Raw genomic sequence first — 22,377 nt, 5'->3', positions numbered from 1 at the left:
CAAGGTAAGGGTTATGAACATGAAGAATCTGGGGCTGCCGCTGGTTGCACTCACTTTTCTGGTACTGGCCGGTTGCGCAACGCAAACCGTAGTGACGCTGCAAAATGGCACGCAGTATTTGACCAAGGACACCCCCAACGCAAAGACCGCGGACGGTTTCTACGAATTTACCGATATCGCCGGCAAGCGCATCCGAGTCAAAGCCGCCGATGTCGCGACGGTTATCAAAGAAAAATAACAATGAAAAGCCCCGCAGTGCGGGGCTTTTTTTGCATTATCGCTCGGTTAATAGCGGTAATACGGGTGGTAGTACGGGTGATAGTAGGGATGGTAATAGTACGAGTGGTAGTACGGGTGATAGCAGCACGGGCCAGGATACGCCGGGTACACCGCACACCCAGCCAACCCCAGCAGTACCAGGGCGCACAGCAACAATCGCAATCGGGACATGCTCGGTTCCTCCCACGTCATCACGCGAAACGGCTCGCTTGATCGTTAAACGCAGGCACACCGAGCGATCCGTCGCGACAACCAGGTAGATATTTATTTACCGAAGGATTTCCACGCCGCTGCGTTTAGCCTTATTCAACCGATACTCACACCGTCCGCCCAGAGGCCGCCTTGCCCGATGCCGACCAAGGTCACTGAGTCGGCGCCAAAGGTGAGCACCGTATCCGCGCCGACCACTTTTGCATGGTCACGCAAGTCGGGGCTGCCTTCCACATCCTTGAACACCAACTTGTCCGTGGGTTGATAGCCGATCACCCGATCGTTACCGAAGTGGCCGCTGAACAGGAAGGTGTTGTGCCCACTGTTGTCGCGAATGGTGTCATTACCCTTGCCCCCCTCGATAAAGTCCGCACCCTTGCCGCCCTGGATCAGGTCATTGCCGTCGCTGCCGATGATGAAGGTATCGCCTTTGTGCGGCTCGGCATTGCGGTTGAGGTCCTGCACCCAGGTGTTAGCCCGTGCCGGGTCGGACAGGTTGGCCACGATCACCGTGGAATCGCGGGTCATCTGCTCGTAGAAGCCCGAATCCAGGATGCGCGTCATGCCATCGCCATAGCCGGTGGGCAGGTGCGAGATCCAGGTCGGCAGGTTGACGATGGAAAACGGCATCACATTCCACAGCGTCGACGCATAGTGGTCGTTGAAGCTGACGATGTTGTCGGTAGTCGACGCATGGGGGGTGTCGTGCACGCCCAGGGACGACAGGTTGAAGGACGAACCATCCAGGGCCCGGAACACCGGGTCGTTTTCGTAGCCGATATTGAGCACCTTGTCGCCGGCACTCTGGGTCGGCGAGGCATAGGCCACGTAGTTGGCGTCCTTGTAGAAGCCGGACCATTTGCTGTTGCTCAGGTCTGCCATGCTGTTGACCGCCAACCCACCCAGGCTATGCCCACTGACCACCACGTCCTTGCCGCTCAGGCCATGGGCGCTGGCGTAGTCGGCGACATTTTTGAGCAAACCGCCAAAGGCTTCGCCGGCGTAGTTCTTCGCGTAGTCCTTGGGCCCCAGGGCCGCGAGCAAGTCGCTGACCAGATCGCCGATAGAATCGCTGACCAGGGTTTCCCGTGGTCCGGAGGTGCCGCGAAAGCCAATGCCGATTTCCAGCAGCTTGCCGGCATCATCGTACTTGCCCAGCACCTCGACCTGGGCCGTGGTGTAGCCGGCCTTCTCGCCGAAGAATGTACCTCGCGCATCGACCTTGCCGCCGTAGCCCAAGGCACTGGCGCTGATCGGCGTCCATCCGGCCTTGTGCACCGCGTCCAGGGCGGCTTTTTCCGAATCCGGGTTCCACGGGATGCCGGGGATCACGCCCTGGGAATCGGTGCTGCCGAGCAATGCGCCGACCAGCGTGGCGGGCAGGCCAAGCCCCAGGCCATTGTGCTGGTACCCCACGGCAAAGCCGTTATCCAGGTTGTGATAGGTGTACAACGTGATCGCCATTGCATCGGCGAACAACGCCTTGGAACCCTCGGCACCGAGGTTTTTATAGTCAAAGATCCCCATGGGGTGTGCCTCTCTTTTGTTGGAGTTGTCGAGAAAGCCAAACCTGCGGGTGCCGGTGTGCCGGCACCCGCAACCCTCAGAACGCCCAGTCCAGGCTCAAGCCCACGCCATGGACTTTTTCCTTGCTGGCCAGCAGGCCGTTGTAGTCAAAGTTCACTCGCGCCTGCTTGTTTAACGCCAGGCTCACCCGCGCCCCGACCAGCGCCGCATCACGCACCATCGGCGCACTTTCCACCGCAAACGACGGGCCGCCCGAGGCAAACGCCAGGTGCTGTTCAGAGTCATTGCTGCTGAGGTTGTGCTGCCAGCCCAGGGTGCCGGACACCTCCAGTTGCTGGTGGTCATTCACGGTGAAGGTTTTCAAGGCACGCATACCCAGGGTGCTCAGCACCAGGTCGCGGCTGTCGTCGCGACTTTTGAGTGCAGCAGCGTCGCCTTTTTCGGTCACGCCATCGCTGTCCAGGTGCACGTAGGCCAGGTTGGCGAACGGTTCCAGGGCCAGCGGTTGCAGATTGACCCGGTAGGCCGCTTCGGTGAACACCTGGGTGCTGCGTGCATCAACCTTGGCTTTCTGTTTGCCTGAAACATCGCCGTATTGCAGGTCACGTTTCACGTCTGCGCGGTGCCAGCTGTAGGTGGCGCCGCCGCTCAGGCGCCAGGCGCCGATCTCATGCCCGGCGTACGCACCGAAGTGATAGCTGTCGACCGAAGCACGGGAATGGGTACCGCTGCCCATGTTGAGTGACGTGTCGCTGTAACCGGCGACCAGACCGATGCGCGTGGCCTCGTCGAGCGCACCGTCCACCCCCGCGAGCATGCCGCCGACGGACGTGGTGTAGCCGGCCGTATCGCTGCGACTGTCGGTCTTGCCCCAGGCGCCCAGGGCCTTCACCCACACGTTGCCACGGCTGTCGAGCGTCTCGCTGGGTGCGCCCATCTCGCCATTGCGCAGGCGCTCGCCCACGGCTTCACGCACGTAGCGGCTGTCGTTGACCAAGGCCGTTTCCAATGCCGGGTAGATTTCCCCAGACAGCTGCTGGAAAGCCCCTTGCGCCGATGCCGCGTTCGGCGCCGACAGCAGGCTTTCATACACGGCGTTGCCCGCGCCCAGTTGCTCAGCGGCGCTGGCCACGGCGCGCTGGTTGTCCGTGGCGCCCACGCTGGCAAAACTGTTGGCGTTACGCGCCACGTCCAGTTGCACGCCGTTGGCCGCGTAATTCAGGTTGCCGCCAAGGAACAGGTAGTTGGGCAGCACCGCGCCAAAGCTGCCGGTAATGCCGCCGGCGGCTTGCAGGATGTTGTACTGGCGCCCGATCAGGCTTTGCGCCTGGGCACCGCTGAGCAGTGTCGGGCTGTTTTCCAGCGCGAGGGTCACCGTGCCGCCGTTCAAGGTGGCAGTGCCTCCCGCCACAATGCGATCGCTGTTGGTGGGCGACAGCTCCACGGCATAGGTCGACCCGGGCTCAAAGGTGACGTCCCCGGCCACGTTCAGCGTGCCGATGGAATTGCCCGGCGCTACGGTTCCGCCGTTTTTCGCCAACAGCGAACCGATGCGCCCGCTCCCCCCAACCACCCCACTCTGGCTGACGGTGACGTTCGAAATGACTGAGCCGTTGATGGCCAGCAGGCCCTGGTTGACCAGCGTCGGGCCGCTGTAGGTGCTGGAGCCGGTGAGCACCAAGGTGCCGATACCTTGTTTGGTCAAGCCGCCGTGTCCGGCGATGTCATTGCTCCACACGTCCAGCCCGCAATGCACATCGTTGCACAGCCGCTGTGTCGGTTTGCCGGCATCGACCACCGCGCCCACGCCCGGCAGATCCGCGACAAACTGACCGCTGCCATAGGCGCCGTCGATGCGGAACTCGGCGGGGATGTCCTCGGCCGTGACAAACATGCCTGGGCCATTGATCGCCTTGCCCAGATTGATCATACCCCAGCCATACAGCGAGTCGATGCCCGGTGCGCCGAGGTCGGTGGCGGTGGTCTTGAGCAGCGTCGAGATCTGGTCGCCGCTCATGTACGCAAAACGCTGCATCAGCACGGCCGCGCTGCCGGCCACGTGAGGCGCGGCCATGGAGGTGCCGTTGAAGTTGGCATAGTCGGTGGTGAGGTTGTCCAGATTGGTGCCATTGATGACGGAACTGTAGATCCTGGTACCGGGGGCCGACACGCAGAAGCTCGCCGCGTAGCCGCAACGCGAGGAGAACGTACTGATCACATATGGGTCGGCGCTCGCCGTGTCCGGGTTCTGCTGCAAGGCCGCGACGGACAACCAGTTGGGCGCGATCTCGGGCACAAAGTACGCCAGCCCGGAAATCGCATCCGGGTTGTTGCGGTTGTAGTCGTTGCCGGCGGCGAAGATCGTCAGTACGCCGCTGCGGGCCGCGTCGATGGCGCCCTGGTAGGCGCCCCCGGCGATCGTACCGAGGATCGGCCGGATGTTATTGAACTGCGCCTGCGCTTCATTGACCGTGAAATTCGGGAACGCCGGGTCGCGTCCGCCCTGGGCGTATTGGTCGCCGATGCCGATGCCCCAACTGTTGTTGATGATCCGTGCGCCACTGGCGACCAATGCGTCCCAGCCGGCCTTGTACACCGCGCCATCGTTGCCAAGGATGATGCCGTCTTCCGGGCCTGGGTCGCCGTTCTCGGCGCTGATGATTTGCGCATCGAAGGCCACGCCATGCATCGGCCCGCCATCGCGATTGCCCGCAGCGATACCGCCGACATGGGTGCCGTGGTTGCCCAGCTTACCGTTGGAGCCCAGCGACGGCGTGCCGTCATAACGAAACGCATCGCCGGCCTTCACCGGGATATACGGGTCGGTGTACTGGCGGATGCCCTCAGTGACAATCGTCACGACTTTGCCGGGGCTGGCGAACTCCGGATGCTGGGCGTACACCGGCTGGTCGAAGATCCCCAGCTTGACCCCCTTGCCGGTATAGCCCGCGGCATACGCGGCGTCGGCATGCACGGCGCCCAGGCCCCAGTCGGCCTTGAATTCAGTGCTGCGCCAGCTGGCGGCGTCACCCAGCTTGCCGGTTTCCACATAGGGTGCGGCCTGGGCGGTTCCCAGGCTTGCCAGGCAGCACAGCAAGGCACCGTATGGCGCGCTGCGGGTCGCGTTGAGCGGGTAGCCCAAGGCGGTGTGGATGGCGGTTGTTAACCCTGACTTGCTTTTGTTCACGCTGACCTTCCTTAGTTTTCTTATTGAACGTGTGTAAGTCGCTTCAGAACTGCCAGTTGAGGCTCAGCCCCACCCCCTGGGTTTTCTCCCGTCCACCCAATTGGCCGTTGTAATCAAGGTTGACCCGCATGGCCGGGCTCAACGCCAGGCTGGCCTGCACGCCGACCAGCGCGGCGTCCCGCAGCAACGGCGAACTGCCCACGGCAAATGACGGTCCACCGGCGACAAACGCCAGGTGCTCTGCGGATTCGACGGCGGTGAGGCTGTGTTGCCAGCCCAGCGAAGCGGAAAGCTGCAGTGGCTGGTGATCGTTCAGGGCAATGGTTTTCAACGCACGCACGCCAAGGGTGCCGAGCACGGCGTCCCGGCGATCACTGCCACGCTCAAGCGCGGCGGCGTCGCCTTTTTCGTGGAAGCGGTCACTGTCCAGGTGCACATAGGCCAGGTTGGCGAACGGCTCCAGCGCCAAGGGTTGCAGGTTGATCCGGTAGGCGGCTTCGGAGAACAGTTGCGCCGTGCGCGCCTCCAGTTTGGTTTTCTGCTTGCCGCTGACGGCGCCGTAGTGCAGGTCGCGCTTCACGTCACCGCGATGCCAGCTGTAGGCGCCACCGGCACTGATGCGCCAATCACCCAGCTCGCGCCCGACATACGCGCCGAGGTGATAGCTGTCGATGGACGCCGAGGCATGCGTGCCGCTGCCCATAATCAAGGAGCTGTCGCTGTAACCGGCGACCAGGCCCACGCGCGTCTGCTCGTCCAGCGCACCATCGACCCCGCCCAGCAGGCCACCGAGGGACGTGGTGGAACCCGCCGTTTCGCTGCGGCTGTCGCGCTTGCCCCAGGCACCGAGTGCCTTGAGCCACAGGTTGCTTTCAGCAGTGACCGGCACGTGGCGCAAGCGCTCGCCCACGGCGTCGCGCACTTGCAGGCTGTCGTTGATCAGCATGGCGCCGATGGCCGGGTAGATTTCACCGGACAGTTGCTGCAAGCCTTGTTGCGCCACCTCGACGGAATCGGACTGCAGAATGCTTTCATACACCGGGTTGCCCGCGCCCAGTTGCTCGGCGGCGATCGCCACATTGCGTTGGTTGCGGGTCGCCGCGACGCTGGCAAACGTGGCGGCGCTGCGGACCACGTCCAATTGCACGCCATTGGCGGCGTAACCCAGGGTGCCACCGAGGAACAGATAGCCGGGCAACACCTGGCCAAATCGGCCCTGGATGCCACCCGCCGCCTGCAGGATGCTGTACTGGCGGCCGATCAGGCTTTGCGCCTGTGCGCCGCTGAGCAGGGTCGGGCTGTTTTCCAACGCCAGGCTGACGTTGCCGCCGCCCAGGATCGCCTTGCCCCCGGCGACGATACGGTCGCTACTGGTGGGCGTGAGCTCCACCGCATAGGTGGAACCCACGCCCAGGTTCACGTCACCCGCCACCTGCAAGGTGCCCACCGAATTGCCCGGCGCCACTCGTCCACCCGTGTTGACCGACAGCGCGCCGATCCGTCCGGAACCGCCCAATGTACCGCGGTCATTGACGGTCACCGCAGACGTCAGTGAACCGTTGACCGCCAGCAGCCCGCCGTTGACGGTGGTCGCACCGCGATAGGTGCTGTCGCCGTCGAGTACCAGCGTGCCTGCGCCGGACTTGATCAGGCTGCCTGCATAAATCCGTGTCGCGGCCGCCTGGTCGCGTGCTGTGCCGACCGCGTAATCGGTCTGGTCCTGCTGGCTGGCAGCGGCGCCCACACCGTTTTGCCAGCCCTTGTCGATCAGGGTCTGCTGCCAGGCGCTGTGCTCGGCGGCGTCTTGCGCCTGGCGCTGGAGCAGGGCCTGGTCGGAAATGCCATTGCTCCAGACATCGCTCTGCCCGGCCGCCAGGCTGACGTTCATCGGCCCGAGTAACTGCCCCGGACCGTGTATCGCCCGTCCCAGGTCCGGTACGCCCCAACCCACCGTGGTGTTGGGCGCCTGGGTAATCGAACCATCGAGCTGCGTGGCGGTGGTCAGCAGCACCTGCAACGCCTGTTCGTTGGTCATGTAGGGATAACGTTCCATCACCAATGCCAACGCACCCGTGGCATGCGGTGCCGACATCGAGGTGCCGGACTTCACGCCGTAGCCACCGCCGGGAACGGTACTGTTGATCAGCGCGCCAGGCGTAGAAATGCACCAGTACTGGGCTATGCCGCATTTGTTGTATTTCTGGCTATTGGCTTTATCCAGCCCCGATACCGCCAGCCAGTGCCCCTCCAGTTCCGGCTGGAAATACGGCAACGCCGAGCGCACGCTGGCATTCGCGTAACCACTGTTGCCGGCACTGAACACGTTGATGACACCGGCCTTGGCCACATCCGCCGCCGCATCCAGCCAGGTGCCCTGGTTGTAATGCTGGGCGTAGGCGGCGTGCAGATCACCCAGGGTCTGGTAGCTGACATCCTTGGGTTGGCTGCCCCAACTGTTGTTGATGGCGCGCACGCCGGAATCCACCAGGGCGCTGTACACCGCCTTGAAGTACTTGGGGTCCGGGGTCGGACCAAACAGAAAGCTGTCGTTGGCGTTGGTGTTGCCCACGAAGATATGCGCGTTATAGGCCACGCCGTGCATGCCGACGCCATCACGGGCCGCGCCCATGGTGCCGGTGACATGGGTGCCGTGGGAGTCATTGTTGGGGTTGAGCGCGCCGCTGGTGCCGAAGGGGCTGCCATCGACGTAACTGCCATTGGCGGTGACGGCGTGATAGCGATCCTTGGCGGCTTCCGGGTGGTCGGGATCGAAACCTGAGTCCAGCGCACCAATCTTCACCCCGTTACCCGTGATACCAGCGGCGTAAGCTTCATCCGCCTTCATGCGGCCCAGCCCCCAGTCGCTCTGGAATTCGGCGGAGCGCCAACTGGCGGCGTTCCCCGGTTGACCGGCCTCGGTATAGGCCGCCTGCGCCACAACGGACACCAGCAGCAAGGAACCGGCGGCAAGCGGTTTGAAACGGCGTGAGTCGCAGAGCATTGAAACCCTCCTTATTGTTGTTATGACGGCTTATTTCATCGGGCCGAACGCTTCATCCACTTTGGCCAGATCGGTATCGCGCAGGTTGCCCGCGTAGTAGTGCAACTTGGTCCAGGCCATCAGGTAGTCATACCGCGCCTGGGCCAGATCGCGCCGGGTGCTGTAGAGCTGCTGTTCGGCATTCAAAGCGTCGAGGTTGACCCGCTCGCCGCCGAGGATGCTTTGCCTGGTCGACACCACCAGTGCTTCGGCCGACGCCAGGGCTTTCTGATACGCGCGCAATTTGCTCACCCCCGACAGGCAGGCGCTGAACTGCCGGCGCAGTTCGATCAGGGTTTCCCGGGTCTTGCCCTCAAGCTCGTACTCGGCCTGCTCCATGGCGCGGCTGGCCTGGCGGGTGGAGGCCGAGATGCCGCCACCGGCATACAGCGGCAGGCTGACCTCGACGCCAATGGTGTTGGTGTCGTAGCGCTGGTTGTAAGTGTTACCGCTGTCGGATTCCTGCTGGCGCGAACTGGCATACGCCGTGACCTTGGGCAGATGCCCGGCACGGTTGCGCTCCACTTCATAACGCGCCACTTCCAGGGCCTGGCGCTGGGAGGCCAGCGTGGGGTTGTTGCTGAGAGCCAGCTCATGCCAGGTGTCGTAGTTGGCCGGGGTCAGGGTGAACGCGGCAAAACCCTGGTTCAGTGGCGCCAGGTCGTGGATGTCGACGCTCTGTACACCGATCAAGGCGCCCAGCTCGCGCAAGGATGCGTCCTGTTCATCCAGCGCCTGGATCTCTTCGGCGGTGGCCAGCTCGTAGCGCGATTCGGCTTCCAGAATGTCCGTGCGAGTGCCCTCGCCCTGTTGGAACAAGTGCCGGTTCTGCTGGAACTGTTGCTCGAAGGCCTTCTTCTTGGCGCGAGCGATGTCGATCTGGTCCTGGGCGAACAAGGCCTGGGTGTAGTAGGTCAGCACCCGCACCAGCAACGCCTGGCTCTTGTCACGAAAGCTTTCATCGGCAAACAGCGCCTGGGCCACGCCCTTGCGGTAGTTGGCGTAGGCCTCGTAGTCGAACAGCGGCTGTTGCAGGCTGAAGGTGGAGCCGTAGCTGTTGTAGTTACGGTCGTCGTGATAATTGCCACCGCGCCCGTCCGGCAAGGTGGCCTGGGAGTTGTTACGGCCCTTGTTGTAGTTGTACGACAGCCTGGGCAGTAGCCCGGCGCGGCCGATGGTGCGGTTTTCCAGGCCGGCGTCGCGCTCCTTGATCGCGCCGAGAAACACCGGATCGTTACGCAGGGCCTGCTCGTACACATCGAACGGTCCCATGGCCGCCTGGGCACTGGCGCAGGTCAACAGCAAGGCAATAAACACCGGTTTCATGTTCATTCCTCGGTCAGCGCCGAGCCGGCACGGTCGAGCAGCGGCTTGAACAGGTAATTGAGCAACGAGCGCTCGCCGGTGCGCACGAACATCTCGGCGGGCATGCCCGGCTTGATCACCAGCCCATGGAGTTTTTCCAAGGCCGCTTCGCTGACCGTGGTGCGCAGCACGTAGTAAGGCGCACCGGTCTTTTCATCGAGCATCTGGTCCGCGGAAATCAGGCTGACCTCCCCCGGCACCCGGGGCGTGCGGCTCTGGTTGAAGGCGGTGAAGAGGATGTCCACCGGCAGGTGCGTGCCAACCTTGTCCACCAGGTGCACCGGCAGATGCCCTTCCACTTCCAGGCGCGTACCCTGGGGCACGATTTCCAGCAGGGTTTCGCCGGCGCGGACCACGGCGCCCTCGGTGTGCACGCTGAGATTGACCGCAATGCCATCCGCCGGGGCGTTGATTTCGCTGTGCTGCAGGTCGAACCCGGCCGAGGTGAGTTGCTGCTCCAGGGTCAGGCTGCGCAATTGCGCATCGGCCAACTGGCTGCGTACCTCTTTTTGATATTCCTCACTGTGTTGTTGCAGCTTGAGGCGCGACTCGAGAATGCCCTGCTCCACACGGCCACTTTCGCCGGTGTTTTGCGCCAGGTCCTGTTGCACCTGGGACAACTGCCGCTGGTACTCCATCAAGCGGTTGCGCGGGATGTAGCCGTTGTCGGCCAGGGGTTGCAGGTTGCTCAGTTGATCGCGCAGGGACTGGGCCTGGGCGGTCAGGTCAGTGCGCGCACGGCGCATACCGCCCAGCTGTGCGGTGGCGCCCTCGATATTGGCGCGGATGCCGGCCTGCTCGCGGGCGAAAGCTTCGCGGCGACTGCTGAACAACTGGCGCTGGCCTTCCAGCACCAACGCCAGGGCGGGGTCGGGATCGGCACTGAGTTCGACGGGAAAGCGGATGCCGGCGAGGTTGTCGCGCTCGCTCTGCCAGCGCGCCACGCTGGCCCAGGCCATGCGGTACTGGGCTTGCAGGGATTGCACATCGGCCTGATGCTGGGTCTGGTCAAGGCGGAACAGCGGCTGGCCTTGTTTTACAAGCTCGCCCTCCTTCACCAGGATCCGGCTGACGACGCCCGGGCTGAGGGTTTGCACGGCCTTGCGCTTGCCCGACACCACCACCGTGCCCTGTACCGGGATGCCCTGGTCCAGTGGTGCCAGGCTGGCCCACAGGAAAAACCCGCCGGCGCCGACCACGGTCAGCAACCATCCCATGCGCGTGAAAAACCTGGCGTCGTGCTCTTTGAAGCGTGGTTCAACTGTGATGCTGCTCATGCGCCTGGATTCCTTGCGGCCTGGTACTGACGACTGAAACTCACGCCCGGTTTCTCCTTGGGCGTTTCCTGCTGGCCGGACAATGCGCGCAACACCTCCTGGCTCGGCCCGAACGCTTGCAAATGACCGTCGCTGAGCACTAGCAACTTGTCGGCCTGGGCCAGCGCCGACGAACGATGGGTCACCAGCACCACGCTGCTGCCCTGGGCTTTCATCTGCACGATGGCGCTGGCCAGGGCGGCTTCGCCCACGGTGTCGAGGTTGGAGTTGGGCTCATCCAGCACGATCAGGCGCGGCCCGCCGTACAGGGCGCGGGCCAGGGCCACCCGTTGCTTCTGGCCGCCGGACAGGCCGCCGCCGTTGTCGCCCAGCACGGTGTCGTAGCCCTGGGGCAAACGCAGGATCAGTTCATGTACACCGGCCTGCTGTGCGGCCCGCACCACCTGCTCGGGGTCGGCCTCGCGAAAGCGTGCGATGTTGTCGGCGATGCTGCCGCTGAACAACTCGATGTCCTGGGGCAGGTAGCCGATGTGCGGGCCCAGGTCGTCGCGGTCCCAGCGATGGATGTCGGCGCCATCCAGGCGCACGGTGCCAGCCAGTGTCGGCCATACACCCACCAGCACACGGGCCAGGGTGGATTTGCCGGAGCCCGACGCCCCGAGCACACCGAGCACTTCGCCAGCGCCCAGATTGAAGCTGACCTGGTGCAAGGTCGCCAGACGCCGCCCGGGCGGGCCGGCGCTGACCTGTTCGAAGCTGACCTGGCCCTTGGGCGCCGGCAGCTTCATCTGCTCGACCTCCGGGGGGAACTCGCGCAGCAAGTCATCCAGGCGCTGATAGGCCAGCTTGGCCGAACTCCATTGCTTCCATACCGCGATCAACTGGTCGATGGGGCTGAGCACCCGGCCCATCAGGATGGAGCCGGCGATCATCATCCCGGCGGTCATATCGCCCTTGATGACCAGCAATGCCCCCAGGCCGAGCACCAGCGATTGCAGGCACAGGCGCAGGGATTTGCTCAGGGAGGTGATCACCGAGCCGGTATCACTGGCCTTGTTCTGCAAGCCAAGAAACTGCGAATGCAACGCGAACCAACGGCTGCGCAGTGCGCCGAGCATGCCCATGGCCTGGATGGTCTCGGCATTGTGCAGGTGGCTGGTGGCCAGTTGCGTGGATTGCTGGGAGTAACCACTGGCTTCGCCCAAGGGCTTTTTGGTCAGGTATTCATTCAGGCACGCCAGGCCGATCAGCAGCACGGCGCCGGCCGTGGCCAACACGCCAAGCCACACGCTGAACAGGAAAATCACAAACAGGTAGATGGGAAACCACGGCGCATCAAAAAACGCGAACAGCGCCGGCCCGGTGATAAATTGGCGAATATGGGTCAAATCCCCCAGGGACTGCCCGGCATGCCCCTGGCCGCGTTGCAGGTTGCGTTCGAATGCAGCCTTGTACACGCGCAAGTTGAAACGCCGCTCCAGTTGGCTGCCGATGCGGATCACGATAAAACTGCGGATCACCTCCAGCAGGCCAATAAACGCAAAGAAGCCCACGACCATCAGCGTCAGCATCACCAGGGTGGTTTCATTCTGGGAGGACAGCACGCGGTCATACACTTGCAGCATATAAATCGACGGCACCAGCATCAGCAGGTTGATCAACGCCGTGAAACAGCCAATGCTGATCAAAATACTCTTGTACTCACCCAGCGCCTTGAACAACGGCGCGGCGGCATGGGACTTTGCCATGGTGTCTGATCTTCCTTGAACCAAATTACGCGCAATAGTTGCCCCAGCCCCGGCGAACGAAGCGGTCAACTAATGAAATCAAGTTATTTACTTATAACGGCAACTAAGGTGCGCGTTGCAGTACAACTTCAAGGCCCGTCGGCGTGCGGCCTTTATATTCACCTTCCTTCTGTCGGTTGAGGTGAGTAATACCACTGCCTTCGGCGTTCATCAGCCAGATACCGTCGGGTGTTGGCGTCCAGGTCAGGGGCTTGTCGCCCAACCAGTTTGCGACACACGCCACATCGCCGCCCAAGGCATTGGCCTGTTCCAGCAGGTCCAGCGCGCAGACCTGGTCCTGCTGGTGCAACTGCCAATGCCCGGCCAACTGGGCGGAGATAGGTAATACGAGACTGCTCGCCATTGCGTGGGCTCCTGCCGACACGAACATCACCTGCAACACGCAGGCGATCACATTAAACATACGCCGCATCTTCATGCTCCATCCGTAAGGCGCGGCGCCGAAGCGCCGCGCCCGTGCATCACGCTACGATGTCGCTGACCGCAGCCTGGCCGACGGTGGTGACGAGGAAGTCCGCCACGCCGTGCCCGGAGAAGTCCACAGCCAGGGTGCCCAGGTTGGTACCTGCGGCGTAGGTGAGGACTGCATCGCCGGCATGCCCGGTAAAGGCATTGACGAAGGTCAGGCCTGCGCCCTTGGTGATGCCGGACAGGTCGATCTTGTCGGAACCGGAGGTAAAGTCAAAGATCTTGTCCGCCGCGCCCGGCCTGGAATCGGAGCTGGCACCGAACACAAAGGTGTCGTTGCCCGCACCGCCCCACAATTGGTCCGCCCCGCCGCCACCGTAGATGAGGTCGTTGCCGGCACCGCCCTTGATCACGTTGGCCGCGTTATTGCCGATGATCAAATCGTTGCCGGCACCGCCGAAAGCATTCTCGACGGTCACGCCCTTGGCGATGGACACGTTGCCCACCAGGCCGCCCACGTCGGAGAACGACGCTTCATTGAGGTTGATCTTCTGGTTCTGGGTGAAGCCGGAGAAGTCCAGGGTGTCGTTGCCACCGCCATCCCACACCGAGAACACCAGCTTGTCGGCATTGGAGGTGGCGCTGTAGAAGTCACGCCCGGTGTTGGAGTTGAAGCCGTACGTGGTGTCGCCGGCACGGGTGTTGTAGTTGGCGCCGTAGAGCTTCTGGATCGCCGCGATGTCGTCGATCAGCGGAGCGGACGCGTAAGCCTCGACCCCACCCTTGCTGAAGTTCTGGTTGGTGTTGCTCTCGCTCCAGTAGCTCATCAGGCTGTAGCCGCGCGTGTCCTGTCCATAGGTCGCGTCGTTGTAGGTCGGGTTGCCGTTCCCGGCGTTGTAGTCGCCAGGGTGGGCCAGGCCCAGGGTATGGCCGATTTCGTGAGTGAGGGTCTGCCGGCCGTAGTTGTTCAGGTCCGGGGTCTTGTTCGGGGTGTAGCTGTTGTTGGTCAGGTACCACGAGGTGCCGTCGTAGCCTGCGCCGGTGCCGGGCAGGTAGGCGAAGGCTGCCGCGCCGTCCTGGCCGCTGCTGTAGTTGCCGAAGGTCATGTGGCCGTCACCGCCGGTGGCTTTCTCGGTGAAGGTGACGTTGGCCACGTCCGCCCAGGATTGCATGGCCAGTACGGCCTGTGCTTTCTGCTGGGCATTGAACTGGCTGAAGCCCGCGATGCCATGTTTGTTCATGGTGCTCGAGGAGGCCGAGGTCAGGAAGGTGTAGGTCAGGTCGATCTTGCCGTTGCCGTCAAAGTCCCGGTACGCGGCGCCGTCGCGCAGCAGCTGGGTGGCCGCCTGGTCAACGGAATAGGAGGGTTTGCCATTGATCGTGAGGTTGCCGCCACGGTCGTACAAATGGCTGAAGCTATCGATTTGCGAGTAAGCGGTGCTGGCTTGCGCCGCCGACACGATAGCCTTGTCTTTTACTTTTGACATAAACGTACTTCCTTGTTTGCAAGTGCATCAGTCTTTGATCGATAGGAACCCCGCGGGCGAGATCGTCCTATCACTCGCCTCTTTTGAAGGCGTAAGAAAACTGACACAACTTCAAATCCTTCGTCTACATCTTTTCCTGCACTAAAAATCGGCAGGCAAACACCCCGGATAAGTTCCGCTCCATGTTTATTGGGCAGTACCGATGTTGTCCGACAAAAAACACCGCGCCGGTATTTAAATATTAAATAGCACTAATGCCGCTCAAGTTAAGCGGCATTCGCTATTAATGGATCCAATATATTGCCACGGTGCCATTGGCAACATTAAACAGCCACTACTTACAGTAACCATTAAGTGTGCCCCCTATTTCCGGGACACACTCCAGCCGGTGTGGTGCAATGCCGCCAACAGCGTGTCGGCGTCCAGGCCCGGCACGCGCACGCCTTGATCGGTGAGCATGTCCTCCCCGGCCAGCATCGCATTGATGATTGCCTCCTCCACAGCCTCCGCCGCCGCGCTGAACAGCGGCGAAATATGGTCATTGTTGACCATCTGCAATGCACTGCTGAACGGCAGGCCCTTGCGCCCGTAATCGGCCGGCGGCAAGTCCTGGTTACCCGTGGCAAACGCCAGGAACAGATCGCCGCTGGAGTCCTCGGTGCCGCCGCCGGTGCGGGCGATGCCGATGGATGCACGTTGTGCCAGGCGCTGGCATTGGTGCGGCAGCAACGGCGCGTCTGTGGCGATGATCACCACAATCGAACCCATGCCCGGCGTGCCTTGCTCGGCGAACGGCGACGCAATGTCCATCAGGCTGCGCCCCACCGGGTAGCCATCCACCCGCAGTTCCTGGCGCTTGCCATGGTTGGCCTGCACCAGCACGCCGACGGTCCAGCCGCCCTGCTCCGCCGGCAGGCACCGCGAGGATGTGCCGATGCCGCCCTTGAACTCGTGGCAGATCATCCCGGTGCCTCCGCCGACCGCGCCCTCCTGTACCGGGCCGGTTTCGGCATTGTCCACCGCTTCACGCACATGCTCGGGCCCCACGTGCTGGCCCCAGATGTCGTTGAGCAGGCCGTCATAGGTTTCCATCACCACCGGCATGCACCAATACACTGCCGGATCGGCCAGGCGCTCGCGCTCCAGGGCAATCAGGCTGTCGCGCACGATGCCGATGCTGTGGGTGTTGGTGATCGCCAGCGGCGTGGTCAACAGCCCCGCTTCGCTGACCCACTCGAGGCCGGTGGCGTCACCATTGCCATTGAGCACGTGGTACCCGGCAAAGCACGGTTGCAGGCGTGCTTCTCCCGCGCGCGGCTGGATCACACTGACGCCGGTGCGCACCTGCTTGCCATCGATGCGAGTCTTGAGCGTACTGTGCCCGACCCTCACCCCCGGCACGTCGGTGATGGCGTTCCACTCACCGGGCGTGCCCAGCCCTAACGTGATGCCCAATTGACGTGCGCGCATAACCACTCCTTACAATTTCTGGAAGACCGGACTCAACCGGCCACTGATGCAATACAGGATCACCGACAGGGCCAGCAGGCCGAGGATGATCATGATGTCGCGGACCGAGGCCGCCACGATCAAGGTCATTAACAGATAGCCCGCGCCCAGCACCGCCACCAACGCCGGCAGCGGCCACAACGGCATGCGGTAGGGATGCTCGCGGTCACGCAGCAGCACGCGGCTCATCAACGCGCTCAACGCCACCACCAGGTACACCAGCATGATCAGCAATACGCTGAACGAGGTCAGGTCGGCCAGGTTGGAGCTGAAACTCAGAAGCGCCGAAGGAATCGCCAGGAACAGCGTCGCCAACCACGGCGAATCCCAGCGCGGGTGAATGCGTGTGAACAGTTTGTTGATGCCTGGCGTCCACAGCGCATCGCGCCCGCTGCTGAACACCACGCGGCCGATCTGGATCACGATGGCGACGATCGCATTGAACACCGACAGGAAGATCCCGGCACTGACCAGGCGTGACAGTGTTGCATTGCCGTGGCTGGTCAGCAGGTAGCCGATGGGGTCAGGGCTGCTGATCATCGCGCTGAGGGACGGCGCGCCGATCAATAGGGCGGTGATTGGCACCAGTTCGATGACCACCACCAGGCCAAGGGACCACAGCACCGCCTTGTGCACGCCTTTGCCGCCGCATTTCATGTCTTCGGCGAGCAACACCGCCGGGCCGTAGCCGTTGTAGGAAAACAGGCCGATACCCACCGCGCCGATCACCAGGGCCCAGGGCGCCAGGTGCAACACGCCGTTTTCGACGATCTGCGGCTGGAACAGCACGCTGGCCGGTTGTACCGGGTTGCCAAAGCCGATCACCACGATCACCAGCAGCGCTGCGACTTCCAGCAACAGGCAGGTGCCAGTGATCCAGGCATTGAGCTTGATATTGAGGATGCCCAGGGCGTAGCTGCACACCACGATCGCCAGGGCCACAGTCTGCGAATCAAACTTCGTGCCCAGGGCGTTATTCAGGTAAGTTGCCGCGCCCGTAGCCAGTACCGGTGGAATAAACAGCAACATCACCAGCACGGTCAGGAACGTCGCATAACCCGCCATGCCGCCGAACACACGCTTGGCGTACACATACTCGCCACCGGCGCTGTTGTGGGCACGGCCCAGTTCGGCGTAGCAAAAGGCAAACATCAGCGCGAGCAGACCGGCCATCACAAACGCCAGGAACACCCCGCTGCCGGCCTGCTGGATGGCAAACGGTGCGATCACAAACACGGAACTGGCCGGCGTCACCGCCGATACGGTAATGGCGACCACATCGAACACGCTCAAGGTGGGTTTCAGCACGCCTTCAGGCGTGGGGGAAGTGCTCATATCGTTATCCTCTGTCGTTGTTCTTGGTATGAGGCAGAAACGAAAAATCTGATAAGTCACGGGATATGTTTCCCGCTGAATGATGCGGACGTTAATACGTGAGGGCATGTCGGCCAATTCCCCTATTGGCGTACTCCCCTTGACGCCACCCGGCAAAAGCCGAACCCTTGGCCGATCTTTTTGCCGGCGGGAGCCTGTCACATGAGCCTGTTTCGCGAGGTGGGGATGCACGCCGGCCTGGGCCGCACCGTTGCGCACATCGGCACCGAGCGTTTCTGGAAGCAGTTGGTGCTGTTGCTGCACCAATGCCTGCCCTTCGATAACGCCCTGGCGATCTTCTACCCCTTGGAGGGCCCGCCACTGGCCCTGGAAGAATACGACGCCCAGCCCAGCAGCAAGCCGGCGTCGATGTTGGCGTACCTCAATGGCTTGTATTTGCTCGACCCGTTCTTCCAGGCCTGTCGCGAGGGGTATGCCAGCGGGGTGTACCGCCTGGAGGAAGTGGCGCCGGATCATTTTCGCCAGAGTGAGTACTTCCTCAATTACTTCCACGACAACGTGCTGGAAGACGAGGTGCAGTTCATCCTGCAACTGCCGGGCGCCGGGACGTTATCGCTGTCGTTGGGCATGCAGCGGCGCTTCAGCTTTGAGGAGACCGGGTTGATGACCACCGTAGCGGCCTGGGTGTTGCCGCTGATGCAACAGCATTGGCAGCAAAGCACCCAGCGCGCCCCGGCGATGGACAGCCAGATCCGGGATGCGCTGAGTCAGTTCGGCTGCGGGGTGCTCTCGGACCGCGAACTGGAAATCGCCCGCCTGGTGCTGCGCGGGTTCTCGTCCAAGGCCATGGCCGAGCGCCTGAACATCTCGCCGGACACGGTGAAGGTGCACCGTCGGCATTTGTACGCCAAGCTGGATATCTCGTCACAACCGGAGCTGTTTTCGTTGTTTATCCAGTCGTTGGGGCATGATCTGGAAAATCCCTGAGCTGTGCGTGGGCCGCTCACCGCCCCGCCCTTCAGCGACCCGTGCGAATGGTGTTCCACACCCGTGTACGCACCCGGTCGATATTCAGCGGCATCGCTTCCAGCGCGAACAACTTGCCCATCATTGCCGGGCTCGGGTACACCTTGGTATCCGCCTTGATCGCCGGGTCCACCAGGCTGTCGGCGGCCTGGTTGCCATTGGCGTAATGCACGTAGTTGGTGATGCCGGCCATTACTTCCGGGCGCAGCAGGTAGTTCATGAACGCATAACCAGCTTTTTCATCCGGCGCGTCGGCGGGCATCGCGACCATGTCGAACCAGATGGCGGCGCCTTCCTTGGGGATGTTGTAGCCGATGTTCACGCCGTTCTTGGCCTCTTTGGCGCGGCTTTCGGCTTGCAGGATGTCGCCGGAGAAGCCGACGGCCACGCAGATATCGCCATTGGCCAGGTCGGCGGTGTATTTCGAGGAATGGAAGTACGCCACATACGGTCGCACTTTCATCAACAGATCTTCGGCTTTTTTGTAGTCCTCAGGTTTCTTGCTGTGGTGCGGCAAGCCCAGGTAGTTCAGCGCAGCCGGTAGCAGTTCCGGGCCGTTGTCGAGGATCGCCACCCCGCACTTCTGCAGCTTGGCCATGTTTTCCGGCTTGAAGATCAAATCCCAGGAATCCACCGGCGCATTGTCGCCCAGTACCGCCTTGACCTTGTCGATGTTGTAGCCGATGCCGGTGCTGCCCCACAGGTACGGGAAACCATGGGCATTGCCCGGGTCGTTGTTTTCCAGGGCCTTGAGCAGCACCGGGTTGAGGTTTTTCCAGTTGGGCAACTGGCTCTTGTCGAGCTTTTTCAGCGCCCCGCCCTGGATCTGCCGGGCCATGAAATGGTTGGACGGGAACACCACGTCGTAGCCGGATTTACCGGTCATCAACTTGCCGTCGAGGGTTTCATTGCTGTCGTACACGTCATAGGTGAAACCGATACCGGTTTCTTTCTGGAAGTTCTTGGTGGTGTCCGGCGCAATGTAGTCCGACCAGTTGTAGATTTTCACCGTCTCGGCGGCCTGGCTGATAGAGGCCACCAACATCAAGGGCAACAGGGCAATGGCTTTCATGGTTCGATTTCCTGGCGGTTTTAGGGCTGTTTTTATGGCAGGCGATCAAGGATCAAAGCGTTACAGGATCAATACATAGGTCTTGCGCACGGTCTCCTGGATATCCCAGATACCGGTGCTGTTGGCCGGCAACATCAGTGCATCACCGGCTTGTATATGAACGACTTCACCGTTGTCCGGGGTGAAGGTGCAGCGGCCCTGGACAAAGTGGCAGAACTCCTGGGATGTGATCTGTCGACGCCAGCGCCCGGGGGTGCACTCCCAGATGCCGGTCTCGACGCCGTCGTCGCGCTCCACGCTCAGTGTCGACGCAACGGCGATGGGTTCGCCCAAGGGCACGGCGACGGGCGACGAGTCCGGCAGGGAGGCGTTCAGCGTGTCTTTGAATTGAGTGATGCTCATGGGCTTTCCCGTATTGATGAAACGACTTAGTGCATGAAACCTTCCATGAACCCGGCCACGCCGGTCGCCAGCTTGCGACGCCAAGGCGCGGTATTGGGGTTGGCCAGTACCTGGTCTTCATGGACAAAACTGCGAATGATCGCGTTGTAGCCCAGCCAGCGGCAGGGCTCGGGCTCCCAGGGCTTGAGTGCCTCGAGGCCGCGTTCGCGGATGACCCAGGGTTGATGGGTCAACGGGGTGCCGCGCCCCAGGATCAGGTCGGCCAGGGTGCGGCCGCCCAGGTTGGTCGCGCCAACGCCCTCCCCGCCGTAACCGCCGGACAGCGCGATGCCGGTCTTGTGATCGCAGAGCATGTGCGGCCGGAAATTGCGCGACATGCCCAGGTTGCCGCCCCAGGAATGGCTGATCCTCACGCTCTTGAGCTGTGGGAACAGCTCACCAAACAGGTAGCGACGCAGCTCGACTTCGCTGTCGGTCAAATCGAAGTCATGGCGCAGCTTCCCGGCAAACTGATAACCGCCGCGCGCACCGAACACCAGGCGGTTGTCCGCTGTACGCTGGCCGTAGGTGACCTGACGACTGCTTTCGCTAAAAGCCTGGCCATGGCTCAGGCCGATCTCATCCCAGGTACTGGCCGGCAATGGCTCGGTGGCGACAATCAGGCTTTGCACCGGCAGTTGGTAGCGGCCCAGCGGCGGCAAGGTGGTGGCATAGCCTTCCACCGCCGGCACCACCCAGGCGGCACGCACGCTGGCCTTTGCGGTGCGCAGGCTGCCGGACTGCCAGTGGGTGACCGGGCTGTTTTCGTAGATTGTCACGCCCATGCTCTCGACCACCCGCGCCAGGCCGCGCACCAGCTTGGCAGGGTTGATGGTCGCAACGTGGGGGGCGTAAATGCCGCCGTAGGGTTTGGCGATGCGGATCTGTTCGGCCAGCTGCTGCGGGCCGAGCCAGCGGTAGTCGGCTTCGGTCAGGCCCTGGGCGTAGAGTTTTTCCAGATAGCGGCGCAGGCTGCCTTCCTGCTCGGGGTAACGCGCGGCGCAGTACAGCACGCCGCCCTTTCGGTAGTCGCAGTCGATGCCTTCACGTGCCAGCACTTGGGCCACTTCGTCGGGAATGGCGTGCAACAGGTCAAACGACGCACGGCGTTGCTCGGGATTCAGGCCGGCGAGCAAGCGATCTTCGCCCAGCAGATTGCCCATCAGCCAGCCGCCATTGCGACCGGAGGCGCCGAAACCGGCGGTTTGCGCTTCGATGATGGCAATTTTCAGCTCAGGGGCCTGGCGTTTCAGGTAGTACGCAGTCCACAGCCCGGTGTAACCGGCGCCGATAATGGCCACGTTGACGTCCAGGTCATGCTCCAGCGCCGGCCGCGCTTGCAGCGGGTCGTCCAACTGGTCCATCCATAAGCTGATAGTGCGCCATGCCGGCATGCCAGGTTCCCCTACCTCGTTTTGATAGGGTCGATCCTAGAGCGCCGTGTCATGGGCTGTCTTGCGCGCGTGCACGCACAGAAATTTGTTTGATGTAGGCCTTGGGCGACTGGCCCGTATGCTGGCGGAACGTACTATAGAATGCCGATAGCGAATTGAAACCGGCGGCAAACGCGAGGTCATCGACCTTTATCGGCGGCAGGGCCTGATCCAGCGCGGCCAGTAAATGCTGGAGCCTGGCCTGGTTGACGTAGCGATAGAAGCTTTGTCCCAACACCTGGTTCAGCAGGTAGGAAATCTGATTGCGGCTGTATCCGCACTCCTTGGCCACCCGTTGCAGGTCCAGCTCGGGGTCCAGGTAAGGTTGTTTGCGTTCGAAATACTGCTGCAGGTCATTGGCCATGTGCCCCAATTGCTGGGGCGACAGGCCCAGGCGGCTGACAGAGGGCCGTGCGGCCTGGGCCGGCTGCTCATGCACCAGCGACGCATATTCGTTGACCCGCCAGATCAGCCCGTCGCGCACCGTAATCGCTTCGCTGGTGCGGAACGACACCAGGCCCTGGCCGCCCCGCAAGGTGATGCGGTACTGGATGAACGCGGTATCGCCGTCGGCGCGGATACGGTCGCTGTGCTCGATCGCTTCGTCGGCCTCACGGGGCATGCTGGCTTGCAGGTAATCGCGCAAGCCGGCGAAACCGACGACACGGTTCTGGAAAAAGTCGTGGTATTGGATTTCCGGGTGGTAGTAGGACATCACGCCTTCCAGGTCCCGGTGGCGCCAGCAAAGGTGGTGGCGCAGCACCAGTTCGCGTGTGGCGTGGGATTGCTGGCAATCATCGTCTGCAGCGATGTCGGGCATGGAAGGCTCTGCGGCGGGTAAACCCTGGAGATTGCCGAATTTCTGCGGGTGCTTCAATGGCCAATTGGCACTTCTGACTAATGGCCTATTGCCCAATCACAAGCAGGACATGACCCAAATCAACCTTATGGAAAACAACTGCCGAACGGGGCC

Annotated in this window: 17 protein-coding genes; 2 read left to right on the top strand and 15 right to left on the bottom strand. The window is 62.4% G+C overall.

The features are described from left to right. The first annotated feature begins 13 nt into the window (after positions 1-13). The gene (locus BM110_RS09300) at positions 14-238 is read left to right on the top strand and encodes a YgdI/YgdR family lipoprotein (protein WP_071488353.1); all 225 of its coding nucleotides are present in this window, start codon (positions 14-16) and stop codon (positions 236-238) included. 47 nt (positions 239-285) lie between these two features. Here the strand turns inward: BM110_RS09300 and BM110_RS29565 are convergent, their stop codons facing one another. The 11 genes from BM110_RS29565 to BM110_RS09250 form a co-directional block, all read right to left on the bottom strand. Beyond that, positions 286-450, bottom strand: a complete 165-nt coding sequence (locus BM110_RS29565; RefSeq protein ID WP_165447925.1) for a hypothetical protein — start codon at positions 448-450, stop codon at positions 286-288. Positions 451-585: 135 nt separating this feature from the next. Beyond that, a complete protein-coding gene (locus BM110_RS09295; protein WP_093513224.1) occupies positions 586-2,016 on the bottom strand; it encodes a polyurethane esterase in 1,431 nt (476 codons plus the stop codon). Between the two features lie 76 nt (positions 2,017-2,092). Then, positions 2,093-5,203, bottom strand: coding sequence for an autotransporter serine protease (locus BM110_RS09290; protein WP_093513223.1), 3,111 nt, complete (start codon positions 5,201-5,203; stop codon positions 2,093-2,095). Between the two features lie 43 nt (positions 5,204-5,246). Further along, entirely contained in the window at positions 5,247-8,204 is a 2,958-nt protein-coding gene (locus tag BM110_RS09285; protein WP_093513222.1) for an autotransporter serine peptidase EprS, read from the bottom strand. A 30-nt stretch (positions 8,205-8,234) separates the two neighbouring features. After that, positions 8,235-9,569 (bottom strand): TolC family outer membrane protein, encoded by a 1,335-nt coding sequence (locus tag BM110_RS09280; RefSeq protein ID WP_092243444.1) that lies wholly within the window; start codon positions 9,567-9,569, stop codon positions 8,235-8,237. A 2-nt stretch (positions 9,570-9,571) separates the two neighbouring features. Continuing rightward, positions 9,572-10,885: an HlyD family type I secretion periplasmic adaptor subunit gene (locus BM110_RS09275; protein WP_093120968.1), complete on the bottom strand. Its 1,314-nt coding sequence runs from the start codon at positions 10,883-10,885 to the stop codon at positions 9,572-9,574. Then, positions 10,882-12,633 carry a type I secretion system permease/ATPase gene (locus BM110_RS09270; RefSeq protein WP_093513221.1) on the bottom strand — a complete coding sequence of 584 codons (1,752 nt, stop codon included), beginning with the start codon at positions 12,631-12,633 and terminating at the stop codon, positions 10,882-10,884. The genes BM110_RS09275 and BM110_RS09270 overlap by 4 nt, the downstream gene beginning before the upstream one ends. A 103-nt stretch (positions 12,634-12,736) precedes the next feature. Next, positions 12,737-13,111, bottom strand: coding sequence for an AprI/Inh family metalloprotease inhibitor (locus BM110_RS09265; RefSeq protein ID WP_093513220.1), 375 nt, complete (start codon positions 13,109-13,111; stop codon positions 12,737-12,739). Between the two features lie 43 nt (positions 13,112-13,154). Further along, positions 13,155-14,588 (bottom strand): serralysin family metalloprotease, encoded by a 1,434-nt coding sequence (locus BM110_RS09260; RefSeq protein ID WP_071488361.1) that lies wholly within the window; start codon positions 14,586-14,588, stop codon positions 13,155-13,157. Positions 14,589-14,951: 363 nt separating this feature from the next. After that, on the bottom strand, positions 14,952-16,058 hold the full coding sequence (locus tag BM110_RS09255) for a DmpA family aminopeptidase (RefSeq protein WP_093513219.1): 1,107 nt from the start codon (positions 16,056-16,058) through the stop codon (positions 14,952-14,954). A 9-nt stretch (positions 16,059-16,067) separates the two neighbouring features. Next, positions 16,068-17,432: an APC family permease gene (locus BM110_RS09250; RefSeq protein WP_093513218.1), complete on the bottom strand. Its 1,365-nt coding sequence runs from the start codon at positions 17,430-17,432 to the stop codon at positions 16,068-16,070. A 201-nt stretch (positions 17,433-17,633) separates the two neighbouring features. Here BM110_RS09250 and BM110_RS09245 point away from each other — a divergent pair, with 201 nt between their 5' ends. Then, positions 17,634-18,419: a helix-turn-helix transcriptional regulator gene (locus BM110_RS09245; protein ID WP_092243423.1), complete on the top strand. Its 786-nt coding sequence runs from the start codon at positions 17,634-17,636 to the stop codon at positions 18,417-18,419. Positions 18,420-18,450: 31 nt separating this feature from the next. On the opposite strand, the gene BM110_RS09240 is transcribed toward BM110_RS09245, so the two are convergent. From BM110_RS09240 to BM110_RS09225, 4 genes are read right to left on the bottom strand one after another with little or no spacing between them, the layout of a single operon-like run. Then, positions 18,451-19,530, bottom strand: coding sequence for a polyamine ABC transporter substrate-binding protein (locus tag BM110_RS09240; protein ID WP_093513217.1), 1,080 nt, complete (start codon positions 19,528-19,530; stop codon positions 18,451-18,453). A 60-nt stretch (positions 19,531-19,590) separates the two neighbouring features. After that, complete coding sequence (locus BM110_RS09235) at positions 19,591-19,932, bottom strand: cupin domain-containing protein (protein WP_092243414.1); 342 nt, start codon at positions 19,930-19,932, stop codon at positions 19,591-19,593. Between the two features lie 26 nt (positions 19,933-19,958). Continuing rightward, complete coding sequence (locus BM110_RS09230; protein ID WP_093513216.1) at positions 19,959-21,365, bottom strand: NAD(P)/FAD-dependent oxidoreductase; 1,407 nt, start codon at positions 21,363-21,365, stop codon at positions 19,959-19,961. Positions 21,366-21,414: 49 nt separating this feature from the next. Then, the gene (locus tag BM110_RS09225) at positions 21,415-22,224 is read right to left on the bottom strand and encodes a helix-turn-helix transcriptional regulator (protein ID WP_093513215.1); all 810 of its coding nucleotides are present in this window, start codon (positions 22,222-22,224) and stop codon (positions 21,415-21,417) included. Positions 22,225-22,377: the final 153 nt, after the last annotated feature.

The sequence above is a fragment of the Pseudomonas sp. NFPP28 genome (assembly GCF_900115535.1).
Lineage (GTDB): Bacteria > Pseudomonadota > Gammaproteobacteria > Pseudomonadales > Pseudomonadaceae > Aquipseudomonas > Aquipseudomonas extremorientalis.
This window is presented reverse-complemented; position numbering and strand designations above follow the sequence as displayed.

Coding starts and splice junctions, on each gene's coding strand:
- BM110_RS09275 (WP_093120968.1), bottom strand. CDS start 10,885: ATGAGCAGCATCACAGTTGAACCACGCTTCAAAGAGCACGACGCCAGG.
- BM110_RS09285 (WP_093513222.1), bottom strand. CDS start 8,204: ATGCTCTGCGACTCACGCCGTTTCAAACCGCTTGCCGCCGGTTCCTTG.
- BM110_RS09235 (WP_092243414.1), bottom strand. CDS start 19,932: ATGAGCATCACTCAATTCAAAGACACGCTGAACGCCTCCCTGCCGGAC.
- BM110_RS09230 (WP_093513216.1), bottom strand. CDS start 21,365: ATGCCGGCATGGCGCACTATCAGCTTATGGATGGACCAGTTGGACGAC.
- BM110_RS09295 (WP_093513224.1), bottom strand. CDS start 2,016: ATGGGGATCTTTGACTATAAAAACCTCGGTGCCGAGGGTTCCAAGGCG.
- BM110_RS29565 (WP_165447925.1), bottom strand. CDS start 450: ATGTCCCGATTGCGATTGTTGCTGTGCGCCCTGGTACTGCTGGGGTTG.
- BM110_RS09255 (WP_093513219.1), bottom strand. CDS start 16,058: ATGCGCGCACGTCAATTGGGCATCACGTTAGGGCTGGGCACGCCCGGT.
- BM110_RS09280 (WP_092243444.1), bottom strand. CDS start 9,569: ATGAAACCGGTGTTTATTGCCTTGCTGTTGACCTGCGCCAGTGCCCAG.
- BM110_RS09265 (WP_093513220.1), bottom strand. CDS start 13,111: ATGAAGATGCGGCGTATGTTTAATGTGATCGCCTGCGTGTTGCAGGTG.
- BM110_RS09270 (WP_093513221.1), bottom strand. CDS start 12,633: ATGGCAAAGTCCCATGCCGCCGCGCCGTTGTTCAAGGCGCTGGGTGAG.
- BM110_RS09240 (WP_093513217.1), bottom strand. CDS start 19,530: ATGAAAGCCATTGCCCTGTTGCCCTTGATGTTGGTGGCCTCTATCAGC.
- BM110_RS09225 (WP_093513215.1), bottom strand. CDS start 22,224: ATGCCCGACATCGCTGCAGACGATGATTGCCAGCAATCCCACGCCACA.
- BM110_RS09260 (WP_071488361.1), bottom strand. CDS start 14,588: ATGTCAAAAGTAAAAGACAAGGCTATCGTGTCGGCGGCGCAAGCCAGC.
- BM110_RS09245 (WP_092243423.1), top strand. CDS start 17,634: ATGAGCCTGTTTCGCGAGGTGGGGATGCACGCCGGCCTGGGCCGCACC.
- BM110_RS09250 (WP_093513218.1), bottom strand. CDS start 17,432: ATGAGCACTTCCCCCACGCCTGAAGGCGTGCTGAAACCCACCTTGAGC.
- BM110_RS09300 (WP_071488353.1), top strand. CDS start 14: ATGAACATGAAGAATCTGGGGCTGCCGCTGGTTGCACTCACTTTTCTG.